The sequence below is a fragment of the Polaromonas sp. P3_B1 genome (assembly GCF_056402935.1).
On record NZ_JBFUGK010000019.1, the window covers coordinates 14,853 to 33,122 of the forward strand.

The 18,270-nt window shown below is 61.3% G+C and carries 23 protein-coding genes; 14 read left to right on the forward strand and 9 right to left on the reverse strand.

The features are described 5' to 3' along the window. The first annotated feature begins 259 nt into the window (after nucleotides 1–259). Entirely contained in the window at nucleotides 260–682 is a 423-nt protein-coding gene (locus AC1DXS_RS12640) for a cupin domain-containing protein (RefSeq protein WP_477737918.1), read from the forward strand. Between the two features lie 258 nt (nucleotides 683–940). Here the strand turns inward: AC1DXS_RS12640 and AC1DXS_RS12645 are convergent, their stop codons facing one another. Then, nucleotides 941–1,597 carry a glutathione S-transferase gene (locus AC1DXS_RS12645; protein ID WP_477737836.1) on the reverse strand — a complete coding sequence of 219 codons (657 nt, stop codon included), beginning with the start codon at nucleotides 1,595–1,597 and terminating at the stop codon, nucleotides 941–943. A 160-nt stretch (nucleotides 1,598–1,757) separates the two neighbouring features. Here AC1DXS_RS12645 and AC1DXS_RS12650 point away from each other — a divergent pair, with 160 nt between their 5' ends. Further along, the gene (locus AC1DXS_RS12650) at nucleotides 1,758–2,978 is read left to right on the forward strand and encodes a polyhydroxyalkanoate depolymerase (RefSeq protein WP_477737837.1); all 1,221 of its coding nucleotides are present in this window, start codon (nucleotides 1,758–1,760) and stop codon (nucleotides 2,976–2,978) included. Nucleotides 2,979–3,679: 701 nt separating this feature from the next. Here AC1DXS_RS12650 and AC1DXS_RS12655 read toward each other — a convergent pair. After that, nucleotides 3,680–4,306: a LysE family translocator gene (locus AC1DXS_RS12655; protein ID WP_477737838.1), complete on the reverse strand. Its 627-nt coding sequence runs from the start codon at nucleotides 4,304–4,306 to the stop codon at nucleotides 3,680–3,682. Between the two features lie 84 nt (nucleotides 4,307–4,390). Here AC1DXS_RS12655 and AC1DXS_RS12660 point away from each other — a divergent pair, with 84 nt between their 5' ends. Continuing rightward, nucleotides 4,391–5,071 carry a DNA-3-methyladenine glycosylase I gene (locus tag AC1DXS_RS12660; RefSeq protein ID WP_477737839.1) on the forward strand — a complete coding sequence of 227 codons (681 nt, stop codon included), beginning with the start codon at nucleotides 4,391–4,393 and terminating at the stop codon, nucleotides 5,069–5,071. Nucleotides 5,072–5,074: 3 nt separating this feature from the next. On the opposite strand, the gene AC1DXS_RS12665 is transcribed toward AC1DXS_RS12660, so the two are convergent. The 4 genes from AC1DXS_RS12665 to AC1DXS_RS12680 all read right to left on the reverse strand — a co-directional run bounded on the left by AC1DXS_RS12665 (nucleotide 5,075) and on the right by AC1DXS_RS12680 (nucleotide 8,388). Continuing rightward, nucleotides 5,075–6,049 carry a magnesium and cobalt transport protein CorA gene (locus AC1DXS_RS12665; RefSeq protein ID WP_477737840.1) on the reverse strand — a complete coding sequence of 325 codons (975 nt, stop codon included), beginning with the start codon at nucleotides 6,047–6,049 and terminating at the stop codon, nucleotides 5,075–5,077. Nucleotides 6,050–6,131: 82 nt separating this feature from the next. Beyond that, nucleotides 6,132–6,605, reverse strand: a complete 474-nt coding sequence (locus AC1DXS_RS12670; protein WP_477737841.1) for a MaoC family dehydratase — start codon at nucleotides 6,603–6,605, stop codon at nucleotides 6,132–6,134. Between the two features lie 33 nt (nucleotides 6,606–6,638). Next, nucleotides 6,639–7,922, reverse strand: coding sequence for an MFS transporter (locus AC1DXS_RS12675; protein WP_477737842.1), 1,284 nt, complete (start codon nucleotides 7,920–7,922; stop codon nucleotides 6,639–6,641). Further along, a complete protein-coding gene (locus tag AC1DXS_RS12680) occupies nucleotides 7,912–8,388 on the reverse strand; it encodes a MarR family winged helix-turn-helix transcriptional regulator (RefSeq protein ID WP_413326025.1) in 477 nt (158 codons plus the stop codon). The genes AC1DXS_RS12675 and AC1DXS_RS12680 overlap by 11 nt, the downstream gene beginning before the upstream one ends. A gap of 39 nt (nucleotides 8,389–8,427) precedes the next feature. On the opposite strand from AC1DXS_RS12680, the gene AC1DXS_RS12685 reads away from it, so the two are divergent. Continuing rightward, on the forward strand, nucleotides 8,428–8,982 hold the full coding sequence (locus AC1DXS_RS12685; protein WP_477737843.1) for a PaaI family thioesterase: 555 nt from the start codon (nucleotides 8,428–8,430) through the stop codon (nucleotides 8,980–8,982). Between the two features lie 61 nt (nucleotides 8,983–9,043). Here the strand turns inward: AC1DXS_RS12685 and AC1DXS_RS12690 are convergent, their stop codons facing one another. Continuing rightward, nucleotides 9,044–10,177, reverse strand: a complete 1,134-nt coding sequence (locus AC1DXS_RS12690; protein WP_477737844.1) for an MFS transporter — start codon at nucleotides 10,175–10,177, stop codon at nucleotides 9,044–9,046. A 66-nt stretch (nucleotides 10,178–10,243) separates the two neighbouring features. On the opposite strand from AC1DXS_RS12690, the gene gcvA reads away from it, so the two are divergent. The 4 genes from gcvA to AC1DXS_RS12710 all read left to right on the forward strand — a co-directional run bounded on the left by gcvA (nucleotide 10,244) and on the right by AC1DXS_RS12710 (nucleotide 12,401). Further along, nucleotides 10,244–11,131, forward strand: coding sequence for a transcriptional regulator GcvA (gene gcvA / locus AC1DXS_RS12695; protein WP_477737845.1), 888 nt, complete (start codon nucleotides 10,244–10,246; stop codon nucleotides 11,129–11,131). Between the two features lie 125 nt (nucleotides 11,132–11,256). Continuing rightward, nucleotides 11,257–11,412 (forward strand): hypothetical protein, encoded by a 156-nt coding sequence (locus tag AC1DXS_RS12700; protein WP_477737846.1) that lies wholly within the window; start codon nucleotides 11,257–11,259, stop codon nucleotides 11,410–11,412. Further along, a complete protein-coding gene (locus AC1DXS_RS12705; RefSeq protein WP_477737847.1) occupies nucleotides 11,409–11,927 on the forward strand; it encodes a GNAT family N-acetyltransferase in 519 nt (172 codons plus the stop codon). The genes AC1DXS_RS12700 and AC1DXS_RS12705 overlap by 4 nt, the downstream gene beginning before the upstream one ends. Before the next feature lie 36 nt (nucleotides 11,928–11,963). Next, on the forward strand, nucleotides 11,964–12,401 hold the full coding sequence (locus AC1DXS_RS12710) for an NUDIX domain-containing protein (RefSeq protein ID WP_477737848.1): 438 nt from the start codon (nucleotides 11,964–11,966) through the stop codon (nucleotides 12,399–12,401). A gap of 30 nt (nucleotides 12,402–12,431) precedes the next feature. Here the strand turns inward: AC1DXS_RS12710 and AC1DXS_RS12715 are convergent, their stop codons facing one another. Together AC1DXS_RS12715 and AC1DXS_RS12720 are read right to left on the reverse strand one after the other, a co-directional pair. Then, nucleotides 12,432–13,157, reverse strand: coding sequence for a purine nucleoside phosphorylase YfiH/LACC1 family protein (locus AC1DXS_RS12715; RefSeq protein ID WP_477737849.1), 726 nt, complete (start codon nucleotides 13,155–13,157; stop codon nucleotides 12,432–12,434). Nucleotides 13,158–13,399: 242 nt separating this feature from the next. After that, nucleotides 13,400–14,275 carry an MBL fold metallo-hydrolase gene (locus AC1DXS_RS12720; RefSeq protein ID WP_477737850.1) on the reverse strand — a complete coding sequence of 292 codons (876 nt, stop codon included), beginning with the start codon at nucleotides 14,273–14,275 and terminating at the stop codon, nucleotides 13,400–13,402. Between the two features lie 81 nt (nucleotides 14,276–14,356). Between AC1DXS_RS12720 and AC1DXS_RS12725 the strand changes: the two genes are divergently transcribed. The 6 genes from AC1DXS_RS12725 to AC1DXS_RS12750 all read left to right on the forward strand — a co-directional run bounded on the left by AC1DXS_RS12725 (nucleotide 14,357) and on the right by AC1DXS_RS12750 (nucleotide 18,247). Next, a complete protein-coding gene (locus AC1DXS_RS12725) occupies nucleotides 14,357–14,686 on the forward strand; it encodes an ArsR/SmtB family transcription factor (protein WP_477737851.1) in 330 nt (109 codons plus the stop codon). Then, a complete protein-coding gene (locus AC1DXS_RS12730; protein WP_477737852.1) occupies nucleotides 14,683–15,117 on the forward strand; it encodes a YeeE/YedE family protein in 435 nt (144 codons plus the stop codon). Before AC1DXS_RS12725 ends, AC1DXS_RS12730 begins: the two co-directional genes overlap by 4 nt. Before the next feature lie 12 nt (nucleotides 15,118–15,129). Next, on the forward strand, nucleotides 15,130–15,546 hold the full coding sequence (locus tag AC1DXS_RS12735; protein ID WP_477737853.1) for a DUF6691 family protein: 417 nt from the start codon (nucleotides 15,130–15,132) through the stop codon (nucleotides 15,544–15,546). Nucleotides 15,547–15,752: 206 nt separating this feature from the next. After that, on the forward strand, nucleotides 15,753–16,052 hold the full coding sequence (locus AC1DXS_RS12740; RefSeq protein WP_477737854.1) for a hypothetical protein: 300 nt from the start codon (nucleotides 15,753–15,755) through the stop codon (nucleotides 16,050–16,052). Continuing rightward, a complete protein-coding gene (locus AC1DXS_RS12745; protein WP_477737855.1) occupies nucleotides 16,022–16,420 on the forward strand; it encodes an N-acyl amino acid synthase FeeM domain-containing protein in 399 nt (132 codons plus the stop codon). The genes AC1DXS_RS12740 and AC1DXS_RS12745 overlap by 31 nt, the downstream gene beginning before the upstream one ends. 108 nt (nucleotides 16,421–16,528) lie before the next feature. After that, a complete protein-coding gene (locus AC1DXS_RS12750; protein ID WP_477737856.1) occupies nucleotides 16,529–18,247 on the forward strand; it encodes a hybrid sensor histidine kinase/response regulator in 1,719 nt (572 codons plus the stop codon). Nucleotides 18,248–18,270: the final 23 nt, after the last annotated feature.

Consider the following 18,270-nt stretch of genomic DNA (forward strand, 5'->3'; position numbering starts at 1 on the left):
CCAAAAACTTCTGTAAGCCAGCTGCGCGCTGAGTTTCAAGACAAAGAGCTGCAAATTCATACAGGTATAAGCCCCACCATTTTGCAGCCCTCTTGGCCGTTTGAGCCGGGCGGCGGGGTAATTTAGCGCCAAGCCATCATCTGCAATGCATACCTTTTCAACCTGGGACTCCACGCAACTAGACCCGGTCTGGAACACTTCATGCTTGCTGCACCGCACCAATCCCGAGTTGGATGTCTTGATGGAACAGGAGTACCCCATGCTGGACCGCACCGCAACCAAGTTTTCCCACGTCAAGCCCGGCGACACGCAGTTTGTCTCAGGTGGTTTGCGCGACTTTTTCCTGTATCGCGATCTCGGCATTGCCGACGCCACCAACGGCCAGGTGATCGCGCACCTTGTCAAGGCGAACATGGCACCGGAAACGGGCACGGGCTGGCACCGCCATGAGGCGGATTTCCAGATCGTCATCATGGTCAAGGGCTGGGCCCGCTTTATGTACGAAGACAAGGAAACCCTGGTCGAGGCCGGCGACGTGGTGCACCAGCGGCCGGGCATCAAGCATTTTTTGTTCGACTACTCCCCCGACATGGAATACCTGGAAATCGTCGGGCCTGCGGATTTCAAGTCGATTGACGTCGACCCTGTCTGCGAGATCCCGCCACCAACCCCCTGGAAGTAATCCCTGGTCGCTTGAGCCGCCCCCTTTCCCGTTCGGGCTGAGCCTGTCGAAGCCCTTCGACAGGCTCAGGGCGAACGGGGGAAGCTTCAGGGTATGGGGGGGTTCCTCCGTTCGGGCTGAGGTATCGAAGCCGGTTTTACGCCAGGATTTCTAACAACATCGACACGCGAACAACCAGGGGCTTCGATACCTCAGCCCGAACGGAGGAGGGCTTGCAAAAGCGCCTCTGTGACAAGGAAGAGTCCGACTGCTGCGGGCTCAAAACTCGGCATCCAGTTCATCAATATCGTCCGGCTCCTTCTTCGCCTCAGCCACCCACTCCTTCATCGCCGGCAACTCCATGATCCGCTTGCAATAAGCCGTACAAGCCTTGTCCAGCGCCACGTCGTAAGTCAGGAACCGTGTAACGACCGGTGCGTACATGGCGTCGGCCACCGACAGCTGTTTGCCGAACAGATAGGGGCCGCCGTAGGCGCCCAGGCATTCCTTCCAGATCTCCAGAACCCGGTCTATGTCGGCCTGTGCGCGCGACCAGACCTTGAAGTTCGGGAAATGGGCCTTGAGGTTCATGGGCAGCGCGGCGCGCAGCGAGGCAAAGCCCGAATGCATTTCGCCGCAGACCGCCCGGCAGTGCGCGCGCAGCTTGACGTCCGCCGGCAGCAGCTGCGCCTTGGGCTTGATTTCGTTGAGGTATTCGGCAATCGCCAGCGTGTCCCAGACCTTGACGCCGTTGTGCTGCAGCGAGGGCACCAGCATGCTGGACGAGAGCAGCAGCATTTCGGCCTTCATGGCCGGGTCGTCAGGCGGGATCACTTTTTCGGTGAACTCCAGCCCGGCAAACTTCGCCAGCAGCCAGCCGCGCAGCGCCCAGGCGCCGTAGTTTTTGCTGCTGATCGTCAGGACTGCCTTGGCCATGAGATTGCTCCTTGAACCGCAAAGTTGATCCCCACTGCCCCGGGGCCGGCAACACTCCGCAAGGCCTGTGCCAGCGCGCGGGCCGGCGGCGGCGACTGGCCCGTAACTTGCCTGCATGCCGGCTACCTGGGCCACAAGCCCGAACCCCGCCAGGAAAACCATGCTTTACCAGGCCTACCAGCTCCAGTCCGATCTGCTGTCACCGCTTCGCCTGCTGGCGCAAGGCGGCAGCGCGGCCCTCTGGCTGGGCAAAACCGAAGGCAGCCTGCTGCGCAAGCTGTCGGCGTCCATGGAAGTGTTTTCGCGCCTGCGCCTGACGCATTCACGCCCGGCTTACGGCATCAGCTCGGTGAAGGTCGGTGAGCACGAACTTGCCGTCACCGAGGAGGCCGTGCTCAGCATGCCTTTCGGCACCTTGCTGCGCTTTAAGAAAGAGCTGCCGGCCGATCTGCCTTACCAGCCGCCGGTGCTGCTGGTGGCCCCGCTGTCGGGCCACTTCGCAACGCTGCTGCGCGAGACCGTGCGCACGCTGCTGCAGGACCACGACGTCTACATCACCGACTGGCACAACGCGCGCGACGTCGCCCTGCGCCACGGCCCCTTCGCGCTGGACGACTACATAGACCACATGATCCGCTTCACCCAGGCCATAGGCCCCGGCACGCATGTGGTGGCGGTGTGCCAGCCCTGCGTGGCGGCACTGGCGGCCACGGCGGTCATGGCCGAGGACGAAGACCCGGCCCAGCCGCGCAGCCTGACCCTGATGGCCGGGCCGGTGGACTGCCGCGTGAACCCGACCGGCGTGAACACCCTGGCCACCAGCAAGCCGATTGAGTGGTTCGAGAAAAATCTGATCAGCCACGTGCCGCTGCCGCATGCGGGTTATATGCGGCGCGTCTACCCGGGCTTTGTGCAGCTCAGCGCCTTTCTGAGCATGAACCTGGAACGCCACAAAAAATCCTTCCAGGACATGTACCAGCACCTGCTGGATGGCGACGTGGAAAAGGCCAACATCATCCGCGTGTTCTACGACGAGTACCTGGCCGTCAACGACCTGCCCGCCGAGTTCTACCTGGAGACCGTCGAAAAAGTCTTCCAGACCTACGACCTGCCGCTGGGCAAGCTCAGCTACCGCGGCCGCCTCGTGAAACCCGCCGCGATCCGGCGCACCGCGCTGATGACGGTGGAAGGCGAGCGCGACGACATCTGCTCAGTCGGGCAGACGGTGGCCGCGCAAGACCTTTGCACCGGCATACGGCCTTACATGAAGACCCACCATGTGCAGACCGGTGTGGGGCACTACGGGGTGTTCAGCGGGCGCAAGTGGAATCAGCAGATTTATCCGCGGGTGCGGGAGATGATTCATTCGAGCATGGGGTAAGGGGGTGGGGCCGGGTCTTGCTCCGGCCTTGCGCGCTCTTCCTCTTCCCCTTCCTTTTACTTCCGACTTCCTGCTTTCTCTGCTGAGTTCTGTTGGCCGGGGGTAGCCCGGCGGCAACTCACTTTTCTTTTGCTTCGCCAAAAGCAAAGTAAGCAAAAGAAAAGGCGACCCTGGTGTCTGCGTCCCTCCGCTTCGCTACGGGCAGCCTGCGGTGCTCGGTCCAGACGGGGTCAAAAACAACTCGCTTCGCTCAAACACGWTTTTGCCCTTATCCGTCTGGCCCTGCGCTCCTCGGCGCATACACAAGGGGTGGAGAAGGAATACCAATACCTGAAGAAACAAGGACTCGCCGTGGCGAGTCCTTGTTTGTATTGATTTTTCTTTGGTATTTGTCTTCTGTCCCCGCTCCCGATTGCCCCGTCCTGGCTGGGCCGAGGAGCGCAGAGACAAGCGGATCAGGGCAAAAACGTGTCTGAGCCGCAGGCGAGTTGTTTTTGACCCCGCTTGGCTCGAGCACCGCAGGTTGCCCGTAGCGAAGCGCAGGGACCCAGACTGCGGGTCGCCTTTTCTTTGCTTACGTTCTTTTGGCGAAGCAAAAGAAAGTAAGTCGCCCGCCGGGGCGAGACCCGGCCAGCTGAACTAAGAAGAGGAAAGAGGAGGATGAGGAGGAAGAGCGCGCCCAGCCGGAGCAAGACCCGGCCTCAAGCCGGCCGCTTGRCCAGCAAGGCCCACACACCGGCCGCAGACAGCAGCGAGCCCCCCGCAAAATTAAACCGCCGCTGCGCGCGCGGCGAAGCCAGCAAGCTGCGCGCAGAAGCGGCAAACACCGCATACAGCGTGGCATTGAGGCCGGCCATCACCACAAAGGTGGTGGCCAATATCCAGAGCTGGCGCGTCAGGTCGGCGCCTGGGTTGATGAACTGGGGCAAAAAGGCCACAAAAAACACAATGCCCTTGGGGTTGAGTGCGGTGACCAGGTAGGTGTTGCCGAACAGCTTCCACAAGGAGCCGGGCGCCTCAGGTGCTGCCGTCTGCATGGGCGAGATGCCGGCGCGCAACAGTTTGATGCCCAGGTAGAGCAGATACAGGCCGCCTGCCAATTTGACGGCCGTGAACCAGAACGCCGAGGCGGCGAGCAAGGCGCCCAGGCCGAACAGCGAGACCACCAATGCGGTTGAATCACCCAACGCCACTGCAGCAACCAACGGAACATTGGCCCGCTTGCCGTGCGCCATCGAATAGCTGATGACGGTCAATATGGTGGGACCGGGAATGATGAGCAGGACGGCGGTTGCGGCAACGAATGCGAGCCAGAGCTGGAGGGACATGACGGGTGTTTCCGAAGTGGCGGGTCAATGAAGGGATTGGATTTCATGATACCGCCGGCTACCCATCTCTGCCTAAAATCGCCCATGCCTTCCGCCACCCCACCCAAGCCCTCCCCGGCTGCCGCATCGCCCGCCGCGGGCCTTTTCACCGACGACAGCCGCACCACGCGCTGCGCCTGGTGCCAGGCCACGCCGCTCTACCGCAACTACCACGACAGCGAATGGGGTTTCCCGGTGGACGACGAGCGCCGCCTGTTTGAAAAAATCTGTCTCGAAGGCTTTCAGGCCGGCCTGAGCTGGCTGACAATTTTGAACAAGCGCGAAGCCTTTCGTAGCGCGTTTGCGAATTTTGATGCCGAGCAGGTGGCACGCTTCGGCGCACGTGACATCAAGCGCCTGGTGGGCGATGCCGGCATAGTCCGCCACGCGGGCAAGATCGCCTCGACCATCAACAATGCCCAGCGCGTGATCGAATTGCGAAAAGAGTTCGGCTCGCTGGGCGCTTTTGTCTGGCGGCTGGAGCCAGAAGCCAAAAGCCGGCCCGCGCGCATCACGCATGAGGCCGTCAAGGCCATGCCGACCTCGCCGGCTTCCACCGCCCTGTCCAAGGACCTCAAAAAACGCGGATGGACTTTTGTGGGGCCGACCACCATGTACGCCTTTATGCAGGCCATGGGACTGGTCAACGATCACCTGGAGGGATGCGCCAGCCGCAAGGCCGCGCTGGCGGCGCGCAAGGCTTTTACACCACCCAGCGTGCCATAAGCCCTACAGCCATTTGGCGCGCCTGAAGCGCCAATACAGCAGCGAACACGCCACCACAATCATGCTGAGGGCCATGATGTAACCGTACCGCCATTTGAGTTCGGGCATGGCTTCGAAATTCATGCCCCAGATGCCGGCAAAGGCCGTGCAGACCGCAAAGATACTGGCCCAGGCCGCGAGCTTCTTGGTCACCTCGCTCTCCTCGATGGTGACCATGGCCAGGTTCACCTGGATGGCGGTGCCAATCGTGTCGCGCATGTTTTCGATCAGCGAATTGATGCGCGACAGATGGTCGACGACGTCGCGGAAGTAATCCTGCACACCGCTGCAGATCTGCGGCACCCGGCCGCCGTGGAGCTTGCTGGCACCTTCGAGCAGCGGCGCGACTGCGTGCTTGAGAATCATCACGCTGCCCTTGAGTTCGTAGAGCCGCTCGATGTTCTTGCGCGCGGCACCGGGCGTGAAGATTTCTTTCTCGATCAACTCCAGCTCGGTCTCGAGGTCGTCGAGGATGGGGAAGTAGCGGTCGACCACCGCATCCATCAAGGCATACAGCACAAAACCCGAGCCGTGGCGCAGCAGCTCGGGCTCGCGCTCGCAGCGTTCGCGCACGCCGAGGAAACCCTTGTTGCTGCGGTTGCGCACCGAGAGCACGTAGTTTTTGCCGGTGAACACGTCGACCTCGCCAACGTGAAGCTCGCCCGGCTTGTCGGTGGATTGCTCGATCAAGTGCAGCACTGAAAACAGCGAAGCACCGTACTCTTCTATCTTGGGACGCTGGTGGCCGTGCCTGGCATCTTCGACCGCCAGTTCATGCAGGCCGAACTCGTGCCGCATTTCCTCGAGTTCTTCGGGCGTGGCGTCCTGCAGCGCCACCCAGACAAAGGCGTCGGGCCGGCAGATATAGTCGCTGATCTCGCTGACCGGGATATCGGCGAGCTTGGTGCCGTTCTGGTAAACCACGCAGTTGATGAGCATCTTGTATGTCCCGCAATTTGGCCTTTTTTGGGGCCCTTTGCGTGGATTCTGGCACACCGAACGGCGGAAACAAGCCCCCGGCTCAAGCAGTCTTGCGCGGCACCACCAGCTTGTAGGTTGACTGCTGCAGCACGTCGCCGTGCTGGTTGCGCGTTTCGCTGCGCACCACCACCATGCCGCGATCCGGCCGCGAGCGCGAGGGCGTGACGCTGACGACTTCGCTCTCCACATGCAACACGTCGCCGGGCCGTGTCGGCTTGGGCCAGCTAATTTCACCGCCAGCCCCTATGATGCCGCCGGCCAGCGGCAGGCCCTGGCCTACCAGCAGGCGCATGGTGATGGCCGCCGTGTGCCAGCCGCTGGCAGCCAGGCCACCGAACAGCGTGGCCTTGGCCGCTTCATGGTCCAGGTGGAAAGGCTGGGGATCGAACTGCGCGGCAAAGGCAGTGATCTGTGCCGCATCGAGCGGGTACTCGCCGCTCATAAAACGGTCGCCGGGCTGCAGGTCGTCGAGGTAACGCGGCGCGGCGGCGCCGGTTTCAGGCCTTGTGCTCATCTTTTTGCTTTCCTGGGTTCAAAAACCACTGGCTCAGGCGGCGGCCTTGGCGGTGCCGGCCCGCGGCGGCAGCAAGGCCTCGCGTATCGGCAGGTTCACCAGCGCGGCGCCCGCGGCCAGCACGATGTCCATGTACCAGACCCAATCGTAGCTGCCTGTGGCCTGGAACACATAACCTCCCAGGTAAGCCCCCAGGAATCCGCCCACCTGGTGCGACAGCATGACCACGCCGAACAGCATGGCCATATTGGTGGTGCCGAACATCTTGGCGACCAGGCCCACCGTGGGCGGCACCGTCGAGAGAAAGGTCACGCCCATCACGGCCGCGAATATCAGCATCACGGCCGGCGTCTTGGGCGCCAGCAAAAATACCAGCACCGCGAGGCCGCGCGTTGCATACAGCAGGGCCAGCAGCGACTTCATGCGCCAGCGGCCCACGGCCCAGCCCATGCCCAGGCTGCCGACGATGTTGAAAAGGCCGATCATCGCAAGCGACCAGCCGCCGACTTCCGGCGGCAAGCCGCAAGCTGCCACCACACCGGGCAGGTGCGTGGCCAGGAAGGCGACGTGAAAACCGCAGACCAGGAAACCCGCGGCCAGGTAGCGGTAGCTGGGTGTGGCCAGCGCCTCGCTGATGGCCTGGCGCGCGCTCAGCGCTTTCACGCCCGATGACGCCGCGGCTTGAGCTGCCAGCGCGTTCGAATTGCCTTTGAGAACCAGCACCGCCGGCACCGCCAGCAACACCAGCGCGCCCAGCCACTGCATCGCACTCGCCCAGCCGACAGCGGCGGTGAGGCCGATGGCAATCGGCGCCATCGCGAACTGGCCGAAAGAGCCGCCTGCATTCACGATACCGGTCGCCAGGCCTCGCTTTTCCGGCGGCACCAGCCGCGTGCTGGCAGCCATCAGCACCGAGGGGCCGGCCATGCCGGCGCCGCCGGCCGCAAGCACGCCTATGGCAAAGATCAGCCCGGCCGTGCTGGTCATCAGCGGCGTGATGATGGTGCCAATCGCCACCAACACCACACCCAGAAAGATCACGCGGCCCGTGCCAATACGGTCGGCTACCGCGCCGGCAAAGGGCTGCGTCAGCCCCCACCAGAGCTGGCCGAAGGCAAAGGCCAGGCTGATGCTGCCTATGCCGAGTGACGTGGAAGTGTTGAGCGCCGAGAGGAACAGGCCCATGGTCTGGCGCACGCCCATGGTGAGAGCAAAGGTGCCGCCTGCAGCCAGCAGCACCAGCCACATCGCGATACGGCGGGCCGGCTGTGCGGTGGAAGAGGCGGCGGGATGGGAAGGCTCGGGATTACTCATCATCAGCTCCGGATTCAATGGGGGACAAAAGTTCCAGGGACTCATTGACCAGTGTGTGCAGGGCCAGCACGCGTTCGACGCCCAGCAGCGCATTGAGCTGCACCTGCGCGGCTTTCCAGTGCACGCGTGCCTCATCGCGCTTGGCGCGGCCCGCGGCGGTCAGCACCACGGTGCGGCTACGAGCATCGGTGCCCGCGGTGAGCTCAATCCATCCGGCGTCTATCAGCGGTTTGAGGTTGCGCGTCAGCGTGGAAGCACTCATCTTCATGTCGCGCGCCAGTTCACCGGGCCGCATGGGCCCCTTGAGCGCATAGCTCAGCAGTGAATACTGCGTGGTCTTGAGCCCTGCCTTGGCCATTTCAAGGTCATAGTGGTGCGCAACGCGGCGCATCAGCTGGCGCAGCTTGAGGTTGGTGCAGCCCTGCACCTTGAGCTCGGCCTGGGTTGACAGGCGGGTTTTCTCGTTCATAATTTGATTGTAGCTACAACTATTGCGTATGCAACAATTATGAACAACAAAACCCCACAAGACACATTGACTCAGTGGATGGAGCAAAGCGCCGCGGTGCGCGCTCGCATGGAAAGCGGCGGCGGCAGGCCAGGCCTGGCACGGCCCGAAGACGTGGCCGGCAAAACCGGCATGGAAGTCATGACCGCCATGCTGGCCGGCAAACTGCCCTACCCCCACATCGCCGACACGCTGGACTTCGCGCTGATCGAGGTCGAACCCGGCAAGGCCGTGTTCCAGGGCACGCCGCAGCTCAAGCACTACAACCCGCTGGGCACGGTGCACGGCGGCTGGTACGCCACGATGCTGGACTCCGCCGTGGGCTGCGCCGTGCACACCATGATGCCGGCGGGCCGGGCTTACACCACGGCGGAACTGAGCATCAACATCGTGCGCGCCGCTTCACACAAGACCGGGCCGCTGCGCGCCATAGGCACGGTGATCCACTGCGGCCGCCAGCTGGCCACCGCCGAAGGCCGCATCGTGGGACCGGACGGCAAGCTGTATGCGCATGCGACCACGACCTGCCTGGTGTTTGAGGTGGCACCGAAATAGCATCGACTCAATACGCGCCAGGCCAGGCGGATTGAATGAAGGGGTGATATCCGGTGCGTTTTCAGTCACGGCCCGGCCTCAGGCAGGCAATGGCCGCGCATGACAGAAGAAGTGCGCAGACACCGTAGATCCATTCAGCCGGCGCGACCGGCAACAGCAGGCCGGCGAGCACAGGACCCATGCCCGCGCCCATGTCCCGCCAGACCGAACGCGTGGCGAGGGCTTGTATGCGTCCGGGTCCCGGTGTACGAAGAGCCACCAGGGCCGGCAACAGCGGCAGCAGCAAGGCACGCAAAATCACGATAACCAGTGCACACGTCCACAGCCAGCCGAAGCCAAAACCCACAAGGGCCGCGGAGGTCAGCACGGAAAGCGCCACCAGCAGAACCTCGATGCCGTATTTCTCGGCCATGCGGCCGCCGGCAGAACCCAGCAGAATTTCCGCCAGGTAGCGCACCGACAGCAGAAGGCYTGCCACGATGACCGGATTGCCCGGCAACAAATCACGGCCCAGATAAGACAAACCGATGATGAACAGGCCGTCCAGCACCAGGCCTTCAATGAACGACCAGGTGTCGAGGCTGCCCGGGAGCCTGGCCTTTTTTGTTGCCGGCGGCTCGCCATGGGGGATAGTCGGGAGCTGCTGCGTGACCAGCAGCCCGACCACCGCGACAGCCGCGAACACAAAAAATATGACTCTTGGGCCGAACCAGAGCGCGCACGCACCGCCCAAAGGCAATGCAAGCATGGGCCCCAAGGCCGTAAACGCACGGGATCGCCCCGCCCGGCGCGCGGCACCCGCCGGTTCGGCGGTGGCCAAGGCCTGCGTGGCCAGGTTAAGCGCCGCAAAAGCCAGGCCCCACAGGAGCCGCAGGAGCAGCAAAGCGACAAATCCCGTGAATGTGGCGTAACCCAGCGCGCATACCGCGGCCGCCATCACCGCCAGGGAGCAGGTGAGCCTCTCGCCGTTACGGGCATAAAACTTCGCCACCATCCCGTAACCGGCAATGCGCACGAGGCGGTTCGCGGCCAGGAGAACGCCCGCTTCGGGCAAGGTGACGCCAAACGCGGGCGCGAACATCGGCAACAGCAGGTAGAGCACGGTGTCTCCCGGAAGTGACAGCCCGAGCGCCATGGCGGCATGGCGTGAGTTGCGGTCCGGGTCAGAAGCAATGGGTTGTTTCATGGGCCGCATGGTGCGCGATGCCACCGCTCCCGACAAACGATATTCGTGCGCAACACGTGTGAGAAAATGACACGCATGTCGCCCCGCTTACCTCCGTTGAATGCGGTCCGTGCTTTCGCGGCAGCGGCGCGACATCTGAGCTTCACCCGCGCGGCCCTTGAATTGCACGTCACACACGGCGCCATCAGCCGCCAGATCAAGACGCTGGAAGCTTTTCTTGGCGTGGACTTGTTCGAGCGGAAAACCCGGCAAGTGCTCCTCACGGCGGCCGGCCATCAGTTCCATGCGCAGGCCGGCCCCGCACTCGATCAAATAGGCGAGGCGGCTCAATCGCTCAGGGCCCGGACGCCATCGCGCGCGGTCAGGGTCAACGTCAGGCCCACTTTCGCCGTGCGCTGGCTGATCCCACGGCTACCCGGGTTCGTGGCAAAGCACCCGGACATCGAACTGCAGATGATGACCAGCACGCTGGCACCGGATCAAGCGCCTGAGGAATTCGATCTTGCCATCCGGCGGAGTACCAAGGGATGGCCGCAGGCGATGCAGATTCGCCCATTCCTGGAGGACGAGGTTCTTGTCGTTGGATCTCCCGCATTGTTCGCCCATCGCCCGGTCACCGATCCGCAATCTCTGGCTTCCCACGTCTTGCTGTTGTCGAAATCGCGCGGCAATGATTGGGGCAACTGGAAAAAGCATGTGAATGCGCCTGGGCTGGAACCCGCCAGCTGCCTGCAGTTCGAGCACCTGCATTTTGTCCTTCAGGCAGCCGTCGACGGGCTGGGTTTCGCGCTGGCGCCGACCACCTTGATCGCCCACGACATCGCTTCGGGACGGCTGACCTGCCCTTTGCCTGAATTGCGGATGGCGCTGAGCCGCCACTACTTTGGCCTCGCAGCGGATGCGACACCCGAGACACAGTGCTTTGTGCAATGGCTCATGGAAGAGATGAAAACCGCACGATAGGCCCAGGAAGCCCGCCGTTTGTTTCCTGCTTCCTTGACCTCAGGTTGCACGCGCGCCTTATCATTGCCGCGAGGATTTTTTCCTGACGCGGCCCATTGCGGGAGCAAAGCAGGCCAAGCCTCACCATGCGGCAAAAGGTGCTGACGGCCAATTCTCAAGAGTCGGAGCGCCACGACATTCCCATGGCGCAGATCTGCTGGCTGATGAAGATCGAACTGAGGAAAATGCTGGGCGAGACGGAGGTCCCCAGCCTGCTCCAGCCCAAGAACAACACCTTATGAATACACCTGCATTGAACGCCGCAATCTATGTTCGCCACCCCGCCCTCGCCGATGAGCGCGCATTTCTTTCCGCGGTACGCGCAAGCCGCAGGCTTCATCACCCATGGACAGCCCCGCCGGACACACCGGCCCTGTTTCGCGCCTACATCGAGCGCATGAGCCTGCCTGCCAGCTGCGCTTTTCTCGTCTGCCGCCGCGACACGCACGCTTTGGTAGGTGTCATCAACGTCACAAATATCGTGATGGGCTTGTTTCGCAGCGGCTACCTTGGTTACTACGCCTTCGCGGGGCATGAACGGCAAGGCCTCATGCGCCAGGGACTGCGGGCCGCCGTGGGCCATGCGTTCAGGTCACTCAAGCTCCACCGCCTGGAAGCGAATATCCAGCCGGCGAACGCAGCCTCAATCGCCTTGGTCGCTTCCTGCGGGTTCACGCAGGAAGGGTATTCACCACGGTACCTGAAGATCGGCGGCCGCTGGCGAGACCACGAGCGCTGGGCCATCCTGGCCTCGTAGCGCAATGCCCAGATGAGGCTCCCGTTCTCCGTCCAGGTGTTTCTTGTTGCCAGGCAGGGATCAGCCTGGTCAGTTCTCCTGCTTCAACGCAACGCGCGGCCGGAACTCGGCTTACCGGACTTCTGGCAGGGCATTTCCGGCGCACTGGAACTGGGGGAGTCCTACGAGGCAGCGGCGATTCGCGAAGTGCTTGAAGAAACCGCCATCAAACTCTCGTCCGCAAGCGACACCGGTTTCGAGCAGGTTTTCCCCATCAGGCCGGAATGGCGTGAAACCTACGGACCGGAGCCGGCGCAGGTGCGGGAAAAGGTTTTCTACGCGATAGTTCCGGAACAAATCCAGCCCGAGCTCTCGCATGAGCACAAGGCATCTTGTTGGTGCAGCGAGGCGCAAGCCTTCGCGCTGCTCACCTTTGCCAACAACGCGCAATGTGCCCAGGCTGCTTTTCGGGCGCTCAATGATGCGAAAGCGTAAGCCCTTCCTTCAATCACCCGGCGCCCACAATTACACCCTGACGATCACGGATCGTTGAACGGATTTTCCGCAGCCCCTTCTGTAGCTGAGAAAGCGTGGCTGCGCGTTTCCTCTTTCGTCCATCACCGTGCTGCAAATGGTGCACGCGTTGACATCCGAGAACGCGCCGAACCCACACGCCTGCAACTGCCACCCTATCAATGACGGAAGATTCAGTTTCCGATGGGTAGGTTCAATCATGTGCCTGGGCAAGGGAAATCTGGCGACAAATCTTTCGACCAATTCCACAGACACTTCATAACAACAAGGGTGCGCGCCTGGCCCAAGTGCCGCGACCCAGTTTCTAGGGTGATCCCCGCTCCTGGATATCAGGTCCGCGGCCTCCTTCACGATGCCACCCAAGGCCCCTCGCCAGCCAACATGAATTGCCATGACGGCCGAGCCATCCGAGCGCGCCAGCAAGACCGGAAAGCAATCCGCGTTGGCAAGCGTCAGCAATAAATTGGCCGTTGCCGTAAAAAGCCCGTCGGCTTCCCCTGCTTCGCTTCTCTTTTCGTGGACGGTGCAAATCCGCACACCGTGGACTTGCGTCTTGACAGGGCGGTCATTCCAGTACGGAGCCGCGAATTGCGGCAAGGGCTCTGCCATGTTGCCGAAGCCGTGACGGATATTTTGGATTTTTGACAGTAGAGGGCTGACGAGCAATTTGGCGCTCCAATCTGGAAGTACATAGCATCCTGCAATCGCGGCATTCACGGTTTTCGATGACTGATGAATTGGATCCGAGCCACAAGCCAGTAGTTACTGGAGTTACTGGAGTTACTGTATCAATACCGGGCCAGCGAGGAAAAGCCAAAGACCACTGGCTATCCCCACTAGGGGAGTTTGTCCTAACAAACCACAATGACGATGTGGGCCGGACGCTTCTGCGCGAACCGATGCGATCTCGCTCTGGTATCCGCCGAAGAACAAAAGCGTACCAGCGCATCGATGAGGTACTAGACAACTCCCAACGCATTGACCGGAATCTTGAGATAGCTGACACCGTTTCCTTCAGGCGGTGGCAAGTCGCCCGCGCGGATATTGACCTGGATGGAGGGAAGAATCAGCGTGGGCATGCCAAGCGTGGCATCCCTTGCCGCGCGCATGGTCGCAAAAGCATCCTCAGAAATACCGTCACGCACGTGGATATTGGCCTTGCGCTGCTCGCCCACGGTGCTTTCCCATTGCGGCATGCGCTCGCCGGGCGGGTAATCGTGGCAGACGAAGATACGGGTTTGCGCCGGCAACTGCAGCAGCTTGCGAATGGAGCGGTACAACTGGCGGGCATCGCCACCCGGGAAGTCCGCGCGCGCTGTTCCCACGTCAGGCATGAAGAGCGTGTCGCCCACAAACACCGCGTCACCCGCCAGGTAGGCCATGTCCGCGGGCGTGTGGCCGGGCACGTGCAGCGCGGTCATCTCCACTTCGCCTAGCGCGAATGTCTCGCCGTCCTTGAACAGGTGGTCGAACTGGCTGCCGTCCGGTATGAATAGAGGCTCCAGGTTGAAGATTTTCTTGAACGTGGACTGTACGGCGCGTATGTGTTCGCCAATGGCAATCTTGCCGCCGGTGCGCGCCTTCAGGTAGTGGGCCGCCGACAGATGGTCGGCATGTGCATGGGTTTCCAGAATCCAGTCGACCTGAAGACCTTGCTCCGCCACATGGGACAAAACCTTGTCAGCCAGCTCCGTGCTGGTGCGCCCCGACTTGAAGTCATAGCCCAGCACCGGGTCGATGATGGCCGCCCGTCCTGTTCCGCGATCCGCCACGACATAGGTGACGGTCCCGGTCACGGGATCAAAAAAGGCCTGGGGATTGAGCGGGGTTTGCATGGACCGGGTTCTTTCATTCAAGGCGCGCACCTCTACATTATATATTTTTATATAATATTGAGAACATCTCTGCGCATGGCCATGAAATCATCCCCTCCCGTTTTAGACACCGGGCAACTTCGCAACGCTGCCGCGCAAGCCGTGGGCGCGCTGAAGGCGCTGGCCAATGAAGACCGCCTGTTGCTGCTCTGCCAGCTCTCGCAGGGTGAGCGCTGCGTGAGCGAACTGGAGCAGGACCTGGGCATACGCCAACCCACGCTGTCCCAGCAACTCGGCGTGCTGCGCAATGAAGGCATGATCACCCCGCGCCGTGAAGGCAAAAACATCTACTACAGCGTAACCGAACCCGAGACGCTGGAAATCCTGGCGCTGCTCTACCGGCTCTACTGTCCCCAAGGAGGCAAGCCATGACCCTGGACTGGAACGCCTTCACGCCCTGGCCCGCGCTGGCGGGCGGCCTGCTCATAGGCCTGGCCGCGGCGATGTTCGTGCTGCTCAACGGGCGCATTGCCGGCATCAGTGGAATCCTGGGCGGATTGCTCAAACCGGTGCGCGGCGACGCCGGCTGGCGCGTGGCTTTTGTCGCCGGGCTCATAGGCGCGCCATGGGCCTACGCCGCGTTCTCGGCCCTGCCGCGTGTGCAGGTGGATGCCGGCTATGGCGTGCTGGTCGCTGCCGGATTACTGGTGGGCATAGGCACGCGTTATGGCGCGGGTTGCACCAGCGGCCACGGTGTGTGCGGGCTTTCAAGGTTGTCGCTCCGCTCGCTGGCGGCCACAGTGACTTTCATGACTGCCGGTTTTGTGGTGCTGCTCCTGGCGCGCCATCTGTTCAAGTTTTAGGAGAGAGAGGCCATGCTGATGCTGTCTTCCCTGCTGGCCGGCCTGGTGTTTGGCCTGGGCCTGATCGTCTCGGGCATGGCCAATCCCGCCAAGGTGCTCGGCTTTCTGGACCTTGCCGGCCCGTGGGACCCTTCGCTGGCTTTTGTCATGGCCGGCGCCATCGCCGTGGGTTTCTTCGCTTTCCTTTTGGCCAAAAAACGGCGCCTGTCCTTGCTGGGCGCAGAGATGAAACTGCCGGCCGCGGGCCGCATCGACCGCAGGCTGGTCGCCGGCAGCCTGCTTTTCGGTGTGGGCTGGGGGTTGGCCGGATTCTGCCCAGGCCCGGGCCTGGTAGCCCTGGGAATGGGTGAACCCAAAGCCGCGGTGTTTGTGCTGGCCACGCTGGCCGGCATGGCGATCTTCGAGCTGCTCGAAAAGCGGCGGCCGTAGCCCGCGGGGGCGCAGGCACACCGCCCACATCAACCAGGCACCCCGATTTACTGTCCGCATACGGACAATTTAGCTTTTTATTTTTTGACTCGAACCCTTATTCAGGCGAAATAGGCGGGGTCCCCTGTCATATCTGGCAGGGTAAAGCTTGATTCAAGCTTGCACGCCGCATAGACTGCGCGAACATCAAAAAAAGAAGTGATGCAATGACGACCTCCATGAACCACCACGCACCGGCCGCCTTTCAAGCTCTGCGCCCGCCCCTGGATGCTCCGGAAGCCATTTTTCCCCACGGGGGATACCCCTTTGTTTCGCCCCGGCAGGAAAATTTCATCGAAGAAATTACGCTGTCCCATCTGGACACCGCATCCAAACTGGAGAAAGTGCAGGGCCTTCGCGACCACATCAAGCTGCCGTCCGGATGCCGTCACGAGCGGTTCCTTGAGCAAGAAAAAAAAGAGACGAATCGGGCTTGGTGTTTGCGTTCGAGATCCATCGGGCCGTAATCGGCACTTTAAGACTGGTTCCCATGCACAAGGGACTGACATCACTTGAAGAGCTGCTGGAGCAGAGACAATTGATCGACCCGGCAACCTGCCAAAGCAGCTGGGAAATCGGGCGCCTTGTATTGAATCCCGACTACAGGAGCGGACCCGATCTCGTGAAGCGATGCGTATTTCTCGGCGTTTCGTATTTCGCCCAGCATACCGATGGGCAAAACCTCTTTGCCTCTTGCTCGCCCGTGCTGAGCCGTTTGTACAGGCGTTTTGGACTTTCCACCATCGTCAATAATTTGCGGGTGGATGGAACGGACGGGTCGTATGTTCTGATGCGCGGACGGGTCTCGGACGTCCTGAAAGCATCGGCATGCTGATACGCGAGCTCCGGGGACTGCTGTTATAGCGGACCGCGCCCTTTCGCATGGCACCAAAAAAACGGCACCTGACTCAAAGAGCCTTGTGCACCTGGGGAGTTAAAAAAAATGACTTGGTTCAAAAAGCTCTTTGGCTACTACGAGGCCTACCATGCGCACGGCAGGCCGCTGCTTAAGTACATCGGCATCATCGGTGCGCTGACCTATGTGGTGTTTTACCTGATACGGTTCACGAAACCGAATCCCCGCCCTTACGACGATCTTGCAATTCGGCTACCGGTTGTTGTCCTGTTCACCGTACTGGCCTTGAGAAGCCATTGGCCCGAACAACTTAAAAAATACTACTTTGCCTACTCTTACTGGGCGCTGATTTTTTGCCTGCCGTTTGCCAATGTGTTTCTGTCGCTGATGCGGCACGGAGGCATCCCGTCGATCTCCAATTGTTTTATCGCGCTGAGTTTCCTGGTCATGCTGACCGACTGGCGCAATACGATTGTCATGCTCTTGATCGGGGGAGGCGCGGCAACGCTGCTTTACACCACCATCACGCCTCATCCGGCGATACCCATGGACATGGTGGCTCAACTTCCCGCGTACCTGCTGATTCTTATCGGCGGCGCGGCGTTCAAGCTCTCGGAGAGGCAGATCGATGCAGAAAAGCTGCGTATCGCGAACTCTCTGGCCGGCTCGATTGCCCACGAAATGCGCAATCCGCTGGGGCAAGCCAGGATGAGCCTGGAAAGCATCGGGAAAATACTGCCTGCCGCGGACACCGCAATCCCCGCCGAGCATGTTTCCCGAATGCGCCAGTACGTCAACATGGGGGAAATTGCGGTGCACAGGGGCCACCAGGTGATTGACCTGATTCTTGGATCACTCAAATCCAGCACGGTGGACCGCAGCAAGTTTGAATACCTGTCCGCCGCGAAGGCGACGCAAAGGGCGGTAGATGAATACAGTTTTATCGAACGAAACGTCCGCGATGACTTCGGCAATCTGCGCGACAGAGTCACGGTGCGTGTCGTCAAGGATTTCGTTTTTTATGGCGATGAGACGCCCTACGTTTTTGTGCTCTTCAATCTGATCAAAAACGCTCTGTATTACCTCGAGCAAAGGCCTGACGGGGTCATCGTGCTGACGGTGGCCGATCACAAGGTGATCGTCAGGGACACGGGGCCCGGCATCTCCAAGGAGGTTCTGGCCCACCTGTTCGAATCCTTCATGACTTCGGGAAAAGCCGGAGGGACAGGCCTTGGGCTCTCCTATTGCAAACGGACCATGCAAAGCTTTGGGGGTGACATCCATTGCGAATCCGTGCAGGGTGAATTCACACAATTCACGCTGACCTTCCCGGTGGCGCCGCAAACCGGGATAAGCAAGGCGCCCGAGACCGTGCAGCCGCCAATGCCGCCTGCCGCCAAACCGGTCATCTCCGGCGATGTGCTGGAAGGCAAAACCGTGATACTGGCCGAGGACGACGAACTGAACCGCTTGATGGTGGGCGATTGCCTGAAAGACTGGGGCTTGACAGTGCTGGAGGCCGAAGGAGGACGCCAGGTCCTGGCCCATTTGAACAACACGCCGGGTGTCGACCTGATCCTGATGGACATGAATATGCCCGGCTTGAATGGCGTGCAAACGACACAAGCGATCCGTTCGCGAGACTGGGAGCATCAGGGCATTTTTATCCTTGCACTCAGCGGCAACTCCAATGAGCTTGATGTCAGGAACGCTCTCAGTGCGGGCATGAATGGCTACATCCTGAAAAACGGCGACATGAAGTCGCTGCGGGGAAAAATGCAGGAAGCGCTGGCCGCCACGCAGTAAGCCGCGAAATATTTCGATACGGC